A 14,313-nucleotide genomic window follows, 5' to 3' on the forward strand; every position below is an offset into this window, starting at 1 on the left:
CGTCCGTGCCCGTCTGGTGCCCGCCGCGCTCAGTCGTCGTTGGCGGCGGACAGGGCACGGCCGCGTTGCGCCGCCGCGGCGATCGCGGCTTCAGTCAGCGCCTCGAAGCCGCCCCGCTGGAAGGTCTCGATCGCGGCCTGGGTGGTGCCGTTGGGCGAGGTCACCCGCCGGCGCAGTTCGCTCGGCGCCTCGCCGGATTCGGTGAGCATGCGCGCCGCGCCGAGCACGGTCTGCAGGGTCAGGGTACGCGCGGTGTCGGCGGGCAGGCCCTGGGCGATGCCGGCCGCTTCCATCGCCTCGGCGAGCAGGAACACGTAGGCGGGCCCACTGCCGGACACCGCGGTGACCGCATCGATCAGCGCCTCGTCCTCGACCCACACGGTGACCCCGGCCGCGGCCAGCACGCGCTCGGCGTGGGCGCGCTGGCCGGCGTCGACGCCGGCGCTGGCGAACAGGCCGGTGACGCCGGCGCCGAGCAGGGCCGGGGTGTTCGGCATCGCGCGGACCAGGGCGTGGCCGCCGCCGAGCCAGCGGTCCAGTTGCGCGGTGGTGATGCCGGCGGCGATGGACACCAGCAATGGCCGCTGCGCCTGCGCCAGCGTGGCCAGTTCGGTGCAGACCCCGCGCAGCACCTGCGGCTTGACCGCGAACATCCACAGCGCCGCGCCGTCGGCGGCTTCGGCCGCGGAGGCGACGGCGTGGACGGCGTACTCGGCGACCAGGGCTTCGCGCAGCGCCGCCACCGGCTCGGCCACACGGATGCGGCGCGGATCGGCGCCCTGCCGGACCAGCCCGGCGATCAGACTGCGCGCCATGTTGCCGCCGCCGATGAAGGCGATATCGGCGGCGTGGGAATCGGGGGAAGCGGAAGCCATGTGCGCACCGTCGCAAAGAGGGAGCGCCATGGTAGCGGCTGCGCCGCGCCGCGTTGCTGCGGTGCGGCGGAGTCCGGGTCACGCTGCGGAAGAACGCGCCGGCCGCCATGCGGACCGGCGCGGCGGCCTCAGTTGGACTCGGTGAAGGTGATCGACGGCGTGCTGCCGCCGGCCGTCGAGCAGCTGCCCAGGTTGAGGTTGTTGGTCTCGCCGGTGCTGCCGGCATTGGCCGCGCAGGTCGGGGCGGCGGTGGAGCCGTTGGTGGCGGCCACCTTCACCGTGATCGACGAGCCGGAGTTGAAGTTGGCGCTGGAACCGCCGGCGTTGCCGACCACGTTGAACTCGGCGTCCTTCCACACGGTGGCCAGCTTGACCACGCTGTCCTTGGCGCTGACGCTGTAGGCGGTGCCGTTGTTGGTGAAGGTGATGGTGTCGTTGCCGTTGGCGGTGGCCGAACCGGTCAGCTTGAGGTTGGCCAGTTGCGTGGCCGGCACGTCCGGCGCGCTGACCGCATTGCTGTTGCGGTAGCAGTCCGAACCGCCGCCGCTCATCCAGCCGCTCGGGCAGCTGCTGCCGTAGCCGATCAGCCAGTACTGCATGAACACCGCGGCCTGGCCCTGGGTCTCGTAGTCGGTGGCGTAGACGAACTGCTGCCACACGGTGCAGCCGGAGCGGCCGCCGCAGACGCTGGTGGTGGCGTTGTAGTTGGAGTTGATCTGCAGCGAGTACTCGTTCGGGCCGAGGATGCCGCCGCCGCCGAAGGAGGCCACGCCCACGCCTTTCTCCGAGGTCACGCCGGTCACCTGCGGGAAGCTGCCCACGACCTTGCTGATCAAGCTGCTGGAACGCAGCGCGTAGTCGTAGCCGTTGCCGGTGGTCTCGGTGGCGCCGAACAGGATCTTGTGCGGGATCGGATGCACGCGGCGGGTCAGGGTCTTGCAGACGTCCGTTTGCCACTGCGTATCGGGGAAGTTGGCATGGAAGCAGCCTTCCGCCGGCGTCGGTTGATGCGCCATGGTTTCGCGCCAGGCGGTGCGTGCCTGGACTTCCGCGGGCGACATCATCGCTTCTTCGTTGGTCCAGGCCGGCGTCGCCGTCGGCGCGGCCATCGCCGCGGGGACGTGCAGCAGACCAATGACGCAGGAGGCGAACAGCAATCGGGTGGATGCTTGCATCTGTGACCTCGTTCGAGCCGAGCGCATTCGGCAATGGACTGCGGAGGACCCGCGGTCGGCCGCCATGGAAGCGAAGCGCGTGCGTCTGAAACGTGACTGAATTAACGGTTTGCAACCGTGTCGCATGGTTCAGGAAGCACTGTCGGCGCGAACCTTTCATTCATCCCGAAACTCTATGGTTTTCAACAAGATCGCTTACGACAGAATTCCGATGTTGGTGAATCGATTTTGAAGCGGCCGTAGACAAATCATCACGGTGTCACGGGCACTGCGGTAATGCGGCGCGGCAGCAGGGGGTTCAGCCGGAAGCGCGCGGACCGCGCGCCCCGAACAGGGCGGTGCCGACCCGCACCATGGTGGCGCCGGCGGCGATGGCGTCGGCGAAGTCGCCGCTCATGCCCATCGACAAGGTGTCGACCTGCGGGTGGGCGGTGCGCAGCCGCGCGAACAGGGCGTGCATGCGCGCGAACGCGTCGATGCGGCGTTCGGCCTCCGGCCATGGCGCGGGAATGGCCATCAGCCCGCGCAGCATCAGCGCCGGCTGCGCGGCGATGGCCGCGGCCAGCACGTCCACGGCGTCGGGCTGGCAGCCATGCTTGCTGGCCTCGTCGTCGATGTTGACTTGGATCAGCACGTTCAGCGGCGCGCGTTCGGGTGCTGCCGCGCGGCCCTTGGCCAGGGCGGCGACCAGCTTGGGCCGGTCCACGGTCTGCACCCAGTCGAACAGCGTCGCCGCCTGTTCGGCCTTGTTCGACTGCAGGTGGCCGATCAGATGCCATTCCAGTCCGGCCTCGGCCAGCGCGGCGATCTTGGCCGCCGCTTCCTGCACGTAGTTCTCGCCGAAGGCGCGCTGCCCCTGCGCGGCCAGCGCCGCCACGGCCTCGGCCGGCTGGGTCTTGGACACCGCCAGCAACTGCGCGTGCGGGCGCCCCGCGGCGTCGGCGGCGCGGTCCATGTCCAGGCGAATCTGTTGCAGCGGAGAGAGGGGCACGGCGGCGTTCCGGCAAAGGGAAGGGCGCTATACTGCCGGCCGGGGAATCATCCTTCCAGTCGCAGCCCAAGGGGAAAAGCAGCGTATGGATATCGCTGAACTATTGGCGTTCTCGGTCAAGAACAAGGCGTCCGACCTGCACCTGTCCGCGGGCCTGCCGCCGATGATCCGGGTCGATGGCGACGTCCGCCGCATCAACATTCCGGCGCTGGACCACAAGCAGGTGCACGCGCTTGTCTACGACATCATGTCGGACAAGCAGCGCCGCGACTACGAGGAATTCCTCGAGGTCGACTTCTCCTTCGAGATTCCCAGCCTGGCGCGCTTCCGCGTCAACGCGTTCAACCAGAACCGCGGCGCCGGCGCGGTGTTCCGTACCATTCCCTCGGAAGTGCTGACCCTGGAAGACCTGGGCTGCCCGCCGATCTTCCGCCAGCTGATCGACCAGCCGCAGGGCCTGATCCTGGTCACCGGGCCGACCGGCTCGGGCAAGTCGACCACGCTCGCCGGCATGATCGACTACATCAACAAGAACGAATACGGCCACATCCTCACCGTCGAGGATCCGATCGAATTCGTGCACACCTCGCAGAAGTGCCTGATCAACCAGCGCGAGGTGCACCGCGACACCCACGGCTTCAACGAGGCGCTGCGCTCGGCGTTGCGCGAAGACCCGGACATCATCCTGGTCGGCGAGTTGCGCGACCTGGAAACCATCCGCCTGGCGCTGACCGCGGCGGAAACCGGCCACCTGGTGTTCGGCACCCTGCATACCAGCTCGGCGGCCAAGACCATCGACCGCATCATCGACGTGTTCCCCGCCGGCGAGAAGCCGATGGTGCGTTCGATGCTGTCCGAGTCGCTGCGCGCGGTGATCTCGCAGGCGCTGCTGAAGAAGGTCGGCGGCGGCCGCACCGCGGCCTGGGAAATCATGGTCGGCACCCCGGCCATCCGCAACCTGATCCGCGAGGACAAGGTCGCGCAGATGTACTCGGCGATCCAGACCGGCCAGCAGAACGGCATGCAGACCCTGGACCAGCACCTGCAGGACCTGGTCAAGCGCAGCCTGATCACCCGCAACCAGGCCCGCGAGTACGCCAAGGACAAGCGGTTGTTCGAGTGAGGCCGGGAATCGGGAATAGGGAATCGGGAATGGGAAGAGCAACCGCCCCATCCTTCCCGCTTCCGGATGCCCGCTGCTGCGATTCCCGATTCTCCATTCCCGATTCTCAGCTCCGAAGGAGCCGACCATGAGCACCATCGACTTCACCTCCTTCCTGAAACTGATGGCGCACCAGAAGGCGTCGGACCTGTTTATCACCTCGGGCATGCCGCCGGCGATCAAGGTGCACGGCAAGATCACCCCGATCACGCAGACGCCGCTGACCCCGCAGCAGAGCCGCGACCTGGTGCTGAACGTGATGACGCCGGCGCAGCGCGAGGAGTTCGAGAAGACCCACGAGTGCAACTTCGCCATCGGCGTGGCCGGGGTCGGGCGCTTCCGCGTCAGCTGCTTCTACCAGCGCAACCAGGTCGGCATGGTGCTGCGCCGGATCGAGACGCGCATTCCCAGCGTGGACGAGCTGAACCTGCCGCCGGTGATCAAGACCCTGGCGATGACCAAGCGCGGCATCATCATCTTCGTCGGCGCCACCGGCACCGGCAAGTCGACCTCGCTGGCGGCGATGATCGGCTACCGCAACCAGAACTCCACCGGGCACATCATCACCATCGAGGACCCGATCGAGTTCGTGCACAAGCACGAGGGCTGCATCATCACCCAGCGCGAGGTCGGCATCGATACCGACAGCTGGGAGAACGCGCTGAAGAACACCCTGCGCCAGGCGCCGGACGTGATCATGATCGGCGAGGTGCGCACCCGCGAGGGCATGGACCATGCCATCTCCTTCGCCGAGACCGGCCACCTGGTGCTGTGCACCCTGCACGCCAACAACGCCAACCAGGCGATGGACCGCGTCATCAACTTCTTCCCCGAGGACCGCCGCAGCCAGCTGCTGATGGACCTGTCGCTGAACCTGCGCGGCGTGGTCGCGCAGCAGCTGATCCCGACCCCGGACGGCAAGGGCCGCCGCGTGGCCATGGAGATCATGCTCGGTACGCCGCTGGTGCAGGACTACATCCGCGAGGGCGAGATTCACAAGCTCAAGGACGTGATGAAGGAGTCCACCAACCTGGGCATGAAGACCTTCGACCAGAGCCTGTTCGAGCTGTACCAGGCCGGCGAGATCAGCTACGAGGATGCGCTGCGCCACGCCGATTCGCAGAACGAGGTGCGCCTGCGCATCAAGCTGGCGCAGGGCGGCGACGCGCGCACCCTGGCGCAGGGCCTGGACGGGGTCGAGATCGCCGAGGTGCGCTGAGCCGGCTTGGCAGGCGAGCGCAAGGTGGGGCGCGGGATGCGGTGAGGGGGGCTACGTCGTAGCGGCTGCTTCAGTTGCGTCCACGGGTGTCGTGTTTTCAGTCAACTGTCCGCCGAGATCCATCGCGGACTGTTCAGCCGAAGAGAAGGAAGCCGCCATGAACGACGTGCCCGAGGTGCTTTGGTCGACACAGCCGCATGCCGGCTACTACATCAATTCCGTGGCGGTCTCAGACGATGGCAATGTCATCGTCGCCGGCACCTTTTTCCACCAGTACGGCGGGCTGTCGCAGGTTCCTGGGCTGGATGCGGTGCCGCTCGAGCAACGCAAGATCTTCGAACGCATCGCACCCGCGGCCACGCGCAGCGATGTGGGCGACGACCAGCAGGGGTGCTTCGGCACCTATGCGTGGGATCGCGCCGGCAACCGCCTGCTGACGCAGGAATTCCAAGGTTGGCAGGGCGTGTACTGGGTCGACGTGGCAGCGGACGGGAGCACCGTGGCCAGTTGCGGCTGGAAGAGCCAACAACCGTATGCGGGCTTCATCAGTGCCTGGGCGGTCCCGGGCGGAAAGGAGCTGCTGTCCCATGCGCTCCCCGTCCGCGGCAACATGGTGGCGCTGGATGCGCGTGGGCGCACGTTGCTGGCCGGTGCCGAGCAGGGCTATCTGTTCTGCCGCGACAGCGACGCGTCCTTCGGTGAGCCCGTGTGCATCGCGCTGAGCGCCGGTGGCACCGGCGACAGCGCCGACAGCGTCATCGCCACCGGCCTCGCTGCCGATGGCACGATCGGACTGGTTGCCAGCGCACAGGGCGAGATCATCCTGTTCTCGATCGCAGCGGGACAGCCGGGGACGCTGACGCGCTGGCAGTTGCCCAAGCAGGCCCGCGTCCATGCCGCGGCGCTGTCGGGCGATGGCCGTCGCGCCTATGCCGGTGCCAGCGACGGCACGCTGTACGCGTTCGACGTGGCGGCGTTCCAGAAAACGCCTGGGCCGGCCTGGACCGAGACGGTGCCCGAGGGCGCCACGACCATCTACGGGGTGGCCTGCGATCGCGCTGGAAACAAGGTCGCGATCGCCGGCAATCTCAAGGGCGGTGGCGTCGTCGCCGTGTACGCCGATGCCGGTACCGCCGCCACGCCGCAGTGGACCGCGCACAGCGCGCACTCGCCCAACGACCTGGCGTTCGACCCGGACGGGCAGTGGCTGGGGCTGGCCGATGGCCATCCCGACGGGACGCCCGGCGCGTTCACCCTCTGGAACGCGAACGACGGCACGCTGCAATGGTCCTATGGCACGGACAACATGAGCTGGCCGATCCGTCTGAACAGCGGTGCCACGGTAGTGGTGGGCGGCAGCGACGACAGCGCGGTCACCGCCTTCGCCGGCCCCGGTTCGGCGATCGGCCGTGGCCGCGCGGAGTCGGATGGATGACAGGCCGGGACGCCGAGGCGCCGTTGCGTACGCGCGTCGCGGCGCCGCGCCGTCCCGGCGCGCTGCTGGTGCTGTCGGTGGTGCTGGTGGTGGCGTGGCTGGCGGTCTTCGAGTTGGCGCGGGTCCTGGACTACCAGCCGCATGCGAGCCTGTGGTTCCCGCCGGTGGCGGTGACGCTGGCCACGTTCATGGTGCTGGGCTGGCGCGGTGCGCCGGCGATCGCCAGCGCCTGCGTGCTGGCCACGCTGCTCAGCTTCTATCGCACCAGCGGCCACCCCGTGGTCCCCGGTCAGGCGGTGCTGGGATACGCGCTGTTGTTCACCGCCCAGCAGTTCTGCGTCTGGGGTGGGCTGGCCTGGCTGCTGCGCCTGGTCGGCCGCGGGGTGTCCTCGAGCAGCCTGCCACGTGTGGTTACCTGCTTCATCCTGGGGGGCGGCGTGGCGTCGCTGCTGTCTGCCTGCCTGGGCGGCGCGGGGCTGGCCGTCACCGGCGCGATCGACTTGCCGAGCATGCTGGCGCAATTGATCCCATGGGCGATCGGCGACTACGCCGGCCTGCTGGCGCTCGGCCCGCTGGCGATCGTCGGGGTGCTGCGCCTGGCCGAGTGGCTGCAGATCGTGCCGCAGCCGGGTATCCCGCGCCTGTCGGGGATGGTCGCGCCGGCCGGAAGCGTCTCTGCCTACCTGGTGAAGCTCGCGTTGCTGCTCGGCGTCACCCTGGTGGTGATGGCGCTGGCGGCGGCGTTGCCGCGGCAGCCCGCCGTGGTGTTCGCGCTGTTCGTGGTGGTGGTGATCCAGTTGTGGATCGTGCATACCCACGGGATGCTGCAGGCGCTGGTGGCGATCGCGGCCTTCAGCCTGCTGATCGCCGTCGCCACGCCGTTGCTGCGGCTCGAGGCGCAGGCGCTCGCGCTGCAGTTCGCCATGATCAGCCTGGCGGCGAACAGCTACTTCGGCCTGGCCGTCCCCGGGCTCTATGCCGACAACACGCGGCTGCGCCATGCGCTGGTGCGCGATCCGGTGACCGCGGCGCTGTCGCGCACCGGATTCCTGGAGCAGGTGCTCAACGATCTGCAACTGGCCGCGCAGGACCCGCGTCCGCTGGCGGTGATCGTCGCCGACATGGACAACCTCAAGGCGATCAACGACCAGTTCGGACACGCCGCCGGGGATGCGGCGCTGCGTGCCTTCGTCAAGCGCTGCCGGCGCTGCCTGCGGCCGGGCCAGTTGCTGGGGCGCCGGGGCGGCGACGAGTTCGCGCTCTACCTGCCGCTGACTACGCCGGAGAGGGCGCAGGGGCTGATCGACGCGTTGCGCGGTGCGCTTGCCAAGCCCGGCGACGACGACGGATTCGCAACCGCACTGTCGGCCAGCTTCGGCCTGGCCTTGTGCCACCGCCGGGATCTGGACGCGGAGGCGCTGGAGGAACTTCTCGAACGCGCCGATGCGGAGATGTACGCGGACAAGCGGCAGCGCCGCGCGGTGGCTGTGCGCTAAGTGTTCTCCGTTTCCCGTCGTAACCATGGCGCCCTCTCGGGGGGAGGTGCCCCCCGAAGGGGGATGACGGTACGGGCGAAGTCTCGTGTTTCTGTTTCGGCGGGGCGCTTCGCGCCGGACCCTCACCCCAACCCCTCTCCCGGTGGGAGAGGGGCTTTGCTGTTCCTTCTCCCCTCGGGAGAAGGTGCCCCGAAGGGGCGGATGAGGGTACGGGCGCAGCCTCATGCACTCGAACTCCGCGAGATGCTTCGCGTCGGACCCTCACCCCAACCCCCGCTCCGCGCCCCGGCCCGCGCTTGCGGCGCGGGCGCTCCAGGGTGCGCGCGCCAGTGGCGCGCAGGCCGCACCCTGTCGCCCCGGTGGGAGAGGGGCTTTTTTGCTCCCTTCTCCCCTCGGGAGAAGGTGCCCCGAAGGGGCGGATGAGGGGACGGTGCGCCAGAATGCGAGCCATGCAAACAGACAACCCCTACGCCGCTCCCGTCGCCACGCTGCCCGACACCGAGAGCGCCTCGGCACCCGCCGACCCGCTGTCCACGCTGTTCGCGCCCTCGGCGGCCAAGCTGGCGCTGCTGTGCGCGACCAGCTTCGGCTGGTATGCGCTGTACTGGTTCTACCGCAACTGGCGCGCCTTGCGCCTGCTGTCCGGGCGACGACGCATCTCGCCGGTGTGGCGCTCGGTGTTCTCGCTGCTTTGGGTATTCGCCTGCTTTCGCGGGCTGGAACGCATCATCGGCGCGCAGCGTGGCGCACTGGTCGGCTGGCTGGGGCCGGCGTTGGCCTATGTCTGCCTGAGCCTGCTGGGCGCGTGGCCCTCCGCGTTGTCGCTGTTGACGCTGCTGACGTGGACGCCGGTCGTGCTGGTCAACCAGCGCCTGGCGCGGTTCAAGCAGGCGCGCGGGCTGCCGCGCGGCGCGGCGGAGCGGTTCAACGCCTGGACGTGGACGTGGCTGGCCATCGCCGGGCCGGTGGTGCTGCTGGTGGTGATCTCGATGGTGAGGGCGGTGACCGTCGGCCTCCCCGTCCACATCGCTCTGCCACAGCGATAGGTCACGAACGCTGAGCGGAATCGGGGGAGGCCACAGGGTCGGCATCCGGCTACCGACACGTCGCAGGCACGAGCCGCTGCGAGTCGTCAAAGTTTCATGTGCAACCACTGCCTGGCTGGTGTCTAATACCGCCCCCCACGCTGTGCCCCTCCCGTGAGCCTTCCCGATTCCGATCTGCGTCCGGACCTGGACCCGTTGCCCGACGACGGCACCGTCGTCACCGCCGGACCGCTGACCCCGCCGCCGGATTCGGCCGGCACCGTGCAGGATGCGCGCGCGCTGCGCCACAGCGTGGCCGAGGACGTGCAGGGCATGCTGCTGGCGACCCTGGTGGCCTCGCTGGGGCTGGCGGTGTTCGCCCATGGCGGGCTGATGATCGGCGGCATGGCCGGCGTGGCCTTCCTGTTGCACTACGCGCTGGGCTGGAACTTCGGGCTGATGTTCGTGCTGGTCAACCTGCCGTTCTATTGGCTGGCGGTGCGGCGCATGGGCTGGGAATTCACGCTCAAGACCTTCGTCGCGGTCGCCGCCTGCGGCCTGCTGACCGATCTGCTGCCGCGCTGGGCGCAGTGGGCGACGATGACGCCGCTGTTCTCGGCACTGGTCGGCGGCGCGCTGGTCGGCCTGGGCATCCTGTTCTTCATCCGCCACCGCGCCAGCCTCGGTGGCGTCGGCATCCTCGCGGTCTACCTGCAACGCAGCCGCGGCTGGAGCGCGGGCAAGGTGCAGATGAGCTTCGACGCGGCGCTGATGGCGGTGGCGTTCTGGCTGCTGGCGCCGCAGCAGGTGCTGTACTCGGCGATCGGCGCGGTGGTGCTGAGCCTGGTGCTGATGTTCAACCACCGCGCCGGCCGCTACATGGGCGTGTGAGGTCCGCCGCCGGTCGCCGTCGCGCGATCGGCGACGCGCGCGTCGCAGTACGCAGGGGTTCCTTGCGGGGGCGCGAACGTCGCGCGATCCGCCCGTGTTGCGCTTGGTCATGCAGGACATGCATGCAATGCCCGCCGTCCATCGGCGTGCCGCTGCACTGTGCTGGGCACGGCGTCGCCCGTGCATGACGGCAAGTGTCTACGGAATTGCCGCGGTGTCTACGAAACAGCCTTGCTGTCCAAGTGTGACGCAGCGCATGCTGCTGTCGAAGAAAGGATGAGTGCGCACGGACGGCGCAACGCGGTCGCGGGGAGCGCGATCCCACCTGCATGACGTTCACCATGATGTTCGACGCCGCGCCTGCGCGGCGGCGCGGCGCTGCCTGTCCGGCGCGCCGCGACGGATGCCGGCGCTTACAGCTTTTCCACGGAACGAGGGGCAGTGCGATGAAACGTGCGATGGGATTCGCAGCATTGGTCTGTGTGGTGGTTGCGGCGTGCTCTGCCGTGAATCCTGGGTCGGGATCGAAGCCCGGCAGCGGTGGCGGGACGGTCACGCCGACCCCCACGCCCGTGGCGGGATCCGGATCGGGGCCCGCGCCAAGCGCAGCGGCCTGCACGCCGCCGGGGCCGCCGGCGCCGTCGTGGTTCCCGCATGCGCAAACGCCGGCGCCGGATTCGGCGGGCTTCGCGTCCAGCAGCAATTGCGAGTTCCATCAGTGGTCGTGGAATACGTTCCTGTGGCTGACCCAGGACGTGGGCGGGCAGCCGCGCTTCCTGAGCATGTCCAGCGATGGCATCGGCGGCGTGGCCGACGGCGTCCTCGATCCGTTGATCGGCCGCTCGCAGCAGGCGCGCACCGTCGAACTGATCGATCAGGCGGGCCCGGACGGCGTGCTGGTGGATCGGCATGGGCGCGCGGTCTATTACTCGATCCATTCCAACGACGTGTTCGGCCAGTTCATCGCCAGCAATCACCTGCAGGATCCGAAGGCGTTGCGAGCCTTCGATCCGAAGGCGGCATTTCCGGTCGGCAGCATGACCCTGAAGGCGGCGTGGAAAGTGGTGCAGCCGGGCGAGGACGTATCCACGTTCTATACCCGCCAGGCGCAGATCGCCAAGCTGGGCATGCGCAAGGGCAAGATCATCGCCACCGGCGACACCGAAACCCAGACCGTGGCGCTGGTCGGCTTCCACATCGGCGGCACGGTCGCCGGACATCCGGAGATGATCTGGGCCACGTTCGAGCACCGCGACAATGCACCGGATGTGGACACGTCGCTCAATCCGGGCCAGCCCGTCTCCGACAAGGACTGGACCTTCTACAAGGCCGGTACCCCGATCGAACAGTGCAACGTCAACGCCGCCGGTGCCGGTGCGCTGACCTTGAACGCGCAGACCCAGACCCTGAGTCCGGTGACCCAGGTCTGCCGCATGGTGCCGTACGGCGGGCAGAAGCCGTGCCCGAGCGGCCAGGACTGCAACATCGCCAACATCCAGTCGATGAACACCTCGGTGCAGAGCCAGTTGAACGACGTGTGGAAGAACTACTTCGAGGTCGGCGCGATCTGGTTCGTGGCCAAGGATGCGTTGGCGCCCAACTGCACGTTCCAGCCGGGTTCGGCCCTGGAATGCATTCCCTCGCCGACACCCGAAGGTGCGCCGCCGCTGCTCACCGGCTCGATCAAGCTGTCCAATTCCACCATCGAGACCTTCACCCAGGTGCAGAGCACGCAGAACAACTGCTTCGCCTGCCACAACACCACCCAGGTGATTTCGCCCGATCCGCGCGCGCAGTCGTTGCCGGGGCTGAACGTCAACATCAGCCATGTGGTGATCAACGACTACTTCCAGGCGCAGTTGCCGCAGAAGGCCCCACCGGCGGCGCGGCCGGCCACGCCGCGCTGAGGCGCGCCCCTCTCATCCGGATCAGGAGCAAGTCACCATGACCAGCAACGTGTTTCGCGTGCATCCGGCAATCGGCATCGGCCGCGTTGGCGACAGCCAGGAGTTCTATCTCGCACCGGTGACCGCGGCCGGCACCCGCGGTGCCGACGGGCTGATGGGCGGGCTGCCGGTGCAGCCCGGCACCGAGTCCACGCCGATCATCGCCGAGCAGTTCCGCGACGCCGCCGGCAACGTCAAGCGCCAGGCCGCGCGCTTCCACATCTACGCCTATCCCAGCGGCAGTTCCGGCACGTATCCCAACGGCGGCGGCGTGCGCGTGGACGTCGGCAGCTCGATCGACGGCAAGACGGTCAAGGACATCGTGTGGACCGTGCATCTGGCCAACAAGAAGCTCAACAACTATTCGACGGTGAGCCAGGGCGGCCAGTTTCGCGGCATCGGCGCCTACGAGGAGCCCGGGCTGCTGGAACTGCGCAACCCGAACTATCCCGATGCCGCAAATCCCAGCGATCCCAACGATCCGACACGGTTGCGGCAGTTGGTGATCGATGCAGGCCCGCGCGCGCTCAGCGCCGCCGCCGCGGGCAGCGCCGTGGTTGGCTTCGACATGACCAGCACCGCCAGCTACGCCGATGCCAGCGGCACGATCCACCCGCAGCCGGCCTATCCGGTCAGCTTTCCCTCGATGTTCCATACGCTGCACGAACCGCTCGGCAAGCTCGATTCGTTGGGCGACATGCGCGTGGAGGCCAACGGCGCGCTGATCGTGGCCGGCGGCTTCGCCCGCACCTCGGCGGTGATCGGGGCCGATGGCAGCTATCCGCCGCTGGAGGACGCGACCGAGAACGGCCTGTGGTACGACGACGCGGCCGATGGCCCGGTCAATGCCGTGCTGATCTTCAACGACGGATCCACCGCCAGCGTGCAGGGTGCCTGGTACGTCACCGGCGATCCGGGCTATGCGCCGCAGACCCGCAACGTGGTGTCCACCTGGGACGACGTCTACGACGTGTGGGTGCGCGCACTGGGCCTTGTGCCGTCGCTGTACGCCAACAACGCATTCGTCGCCACCTACCAGCCGTCCTTCAGCGACGACATCCAGCCGATCTTCCACGCGGCGATGCTGCAGCGCTGGAACACCAATCTGCCGTCGGGAGCGGTCAAGGGCCACGACATGATCGGGCAGATCCAGCCCACCGACGATCCGAGCGCGAAGATTCCCAACCTGAAGACGCTGATCCGCGACCCGGCCTCCGCCGCCGACACCGAGACCGGCTCGCCGATGATGCCGCTGTCGCTGGGCGATGCGCAGAAGAGCTTTCTCAGCGTCAGTTCCACCCAATACTTCCTGCTGAGCCAGTGGCACGGCAAGAACTACGTGCAGGGCGGCGCACCTGTGCTGGGCCCTGGCGAAGCGCTGGACCGCGTCACCCTGCAGAACTGCCTCGGCGGCCGCTACAGCCCGGGCATCGAGGTGTCGTTCCCGATCCGCGACGTGAACCTCTACGTGCAGGACTGGAAGGCCCAGGATTGCGGACCGTTCCGCATCAACCAGGCGCCGCTGGACTACAGCAAGGCGAACCAGGGCAGCGCGTTCCTGAGCTTCGGCTATGTGCCGCTGCAGCAGCACCTGGTGGAGCCGGGCGACCTGTCCAAGTTCATGTCGGTGCCCTGGCACACCGACTACAACTCCTGCGCCACCCATCTGCCCGATCCCAATCCGGGGCAGCAGACCGTCAATCCGAACAACACCTTGTTCTGGTCGTGGCCGGCCGAGCGGCCGTTCGCGGTCTACCCGGCGGCGCTGTGCCAGGTCGATCCGGACGACAACACCTGGTACCTGGGGCCGCAGGTGTACTCGGTCCGCGGCGTCGGCACCGACAGTCCGTATCCGACCAGGGCCGGACGCTTCCAGGCGTACGCGGACTTCGTCGCCAACTGGTCCAAGGTGGGCTTCGTCATCAGTGGCGCGCAGATCGCGCAGGTTTCCGGCAAGCCGCCGTACCCGGCCGAGCTGTTCCTCGAAGTGGCGAGCCAGTTCGATCCGGGCCAGGAGTTCGTGGCGCCGTGGCCGATGGCGAACATGCCGGTCGATCCGAAGGTGTGATGAGCACGCACCTCGGGAGCATATGGACGT

11 protein-coding genes are annotated in these 14,313 nt (G+C 68.4%); 8 read left to right on the forward strand and 3 right to left on the reverse strand.

Annotated elements, in window-relative coordinates; all coding sequences use genetic code 11:
- Positions 1–29: 29 nt before the first annotated feature.
- The 3 genes from proC to ACHWVH_RS08370 form a co-directional block, all read right to left on the reverse strand.
- Positions 30–875: a pyrroline-5-carboxylate reductase gene (proC, locus tag ACHWVH_RS08360; RefSeq protein WP_394686982.1), complete on the reverse strand. Its 846-nt coding sequence runs from the start codon at positions 873–875 to the stop codon at positions 30–32.
- A 128-nt stretch (positions 876–1,003) separates the two neighbouring features.
- Positions 1,004–2,032: a hypothetical protein gene (locus ACHWVH_RS08365; protein ID WP_318526801.1), complete on the reverse strand. Its 1,029-nt coding sequence runs from the start codon at positions 2,030–2,032 to the stop codon at positions 1,004–1,006.
- Positions 2,033–2,348: 316 nt separating this feature from the next.
- Positions 2,349–3,005 (reverse strand): YggS family pyridoxal phosphate-dependent enzyme, encoded by a 657-nt coding sequence (locus tag ACHWVH_RS08370; protein WP_017909917.1) that lies wholly within the window; start codon positions 3,003–3,005, stop codon positions 2,349–2,351.
- A gap of 121 nt (positions 3,006–3,126) precedes the next feature.
- On the opposite strand from ACHWVH_RS08370, the gene ACHWVH_RS08375 reads away from it, so the two are divergent.
- The 8 genes from ACHWVH_RS08375 (at position 3,127) to ACHWVH_RS08410 (ending at position 14,283) form a co-directional block, all read left to right on the forward strand.
- Positions 3,127–4,164, forward strand: coding sequence for a type IV pilus twitching motility protein PilT (locus tag ACHWVH_RS08375; protein WP_010344138.1), 1,038 nt, complete (start codon positions 3,127–3,129; stop codon positions 4,162–4,164).
- A 127-nt stretch (positions 4,165–4,291) separates the two neighbouring features.
- Positions 4,292–5,422 (forward strand): PilT/PilU family type 4a pilus ATPase, encoded by a 1,131-nt coding sequence (locus ACHWVH_RS08380; protein WP_010344137.1) that lies wholly within the window; start codon positions 4,292–4,294, stop codon positions 5,420–5,422.
- 91 nt (positions 5,423–5,513) lie between these two features.
- Positions 5,514–6,857, forward strand: coding sequence for a WD40 repeat domain-containing protein (locus ACHWVH_RS08385; RefSeq protein ID WP_295923538.1), 1,344 nt, complete (start codon positions 5,514–5,516; stop codon positions 6,855–6,857).
- Positions 6,854–8,353 (forward strand): diguanylate cyclase, encoded by a 1,500-nt coding sequence (locus tag ACHWVH_RS08390; RefSeq protein ID WP_295923536.1) that lies wholly within the window; start codon positions 6,854–6,856, stop codon positions 8,351–8,353. The genes ACHWVH_RS08385 and ACHWVH_RS08390 overlap by 4 nt, the downstream gene beginning before the upstream one ends.
- Before the next feature lie 449 nt (positions 8,354–8,802).
- Entirely contained in the window at positions 8,803–9,399 is a 597-nt protein-coding gene (locus ACHWVH_RS08395; protein ID WP_295923534.1) for an MFS transporter permease, read from the forward strand.
- A gap of 195 nt (positions 9,400–9,594) precedes the next feature.
- Positions 9,595–10,269, forward strand: coding sequence for a YitT family protein (locus ACHWVH_RS08400; protein WP_017913917.1), 675 nt, complete (start codon positions 9,595–9,597; stop codon positions 10,267–10,269).
- A 572-nt stretch (positions 10,270–10,841) separates the two neighbouring features.
- The gene (locus ACHWVH_RS08405; protein WP_295923532.1) at positions 10,842–12,176 is read left to right on the forward strand and encodes a hypothetical protein; all 1,335 of its coding nucleotides are present in this window, start codon (positions 10,842–10,844) and stop codon (positions 12,174–12,176) included.
- A gap of 37 nt (positions 12,177–12,213) precedes the next feature.
- The gene (locus ACHWVH_RS08410) at positions 12,214–14,283 is read left to right on the forward strand and encodes a LodA/GoxA family CTQ-dependent oxidase (protein ID WP_394686983.1); all 2,070 of its coding nucleotides are present in this window, start codon (positions 12,214–12,216) and stop codon (positions 14,281–14,283) included.
- Positions 14,284–14,313: the final 30 nt, after the last annotated feature.

This window comes from uncultured Xanthomonas sp. (genome assembly GCF_964278005.1).
Classification (GTDB): Bacteria; Pseudomonadota; Gammaproteobacteria; order Xanthomonadales; family Xanthomonadaceae; genus Xanthomonas_A; species Xanthomonas_A sontii.

Bases quoted from the DNA above. Each gene is read 5' to 3' on its own strand.
- proC (WP_394686982.1), bottom strand. From the start codon at position 875: ATGGCTTCCGCTTCCCCCGATTCCCACGCCGCCGATATCGCCTTCATC.
- ACHWVH_RS08370 (WP_017909917.1), bottom strand. From the start codon at position 3,005: ATGGACCGCGCCGCCGACGCCGCGGGGCGCCCGCACGCGCAGTTGCTG.
- ACHWVH_RS08375 (WP_010344138.1), top strand. From the start codon at position 3,127: ATGGATATCGCTGAACTATTGGCGTTCTCGGTCAAGAACAAGGCGTCC.
- ACHWVH_RS08380 (WP_010344137.1), top strand. From the start codon at position 4,292: ATGAGCACCATCGACTTCACCTCCTTCCTGAAACTGATGGCGCACCAG.
- ACHWVH_RS08390 (WP_295923536.1), top strand. From the start codon at position 6,854: ATGACAGGCCGGGACGCCGAGGCGCCGTTGCGTACGCGCGTCGCGGCG.
- ACHWVH_RS08395 (WP_295923534.1), top strand. From the start codon at position 8,803: ATGCAAACAGACAACCCCTACGCCGCTCCCGTCGCCACGCTGCCCGAC.
- ACHWVH_RS08410 (WP_394686983.1), top strand. From the start codon at position 12,214: ATGACCAGCAACGTGTTTCGCGTGCATCCGGCAATCGGCATCGGCCGC.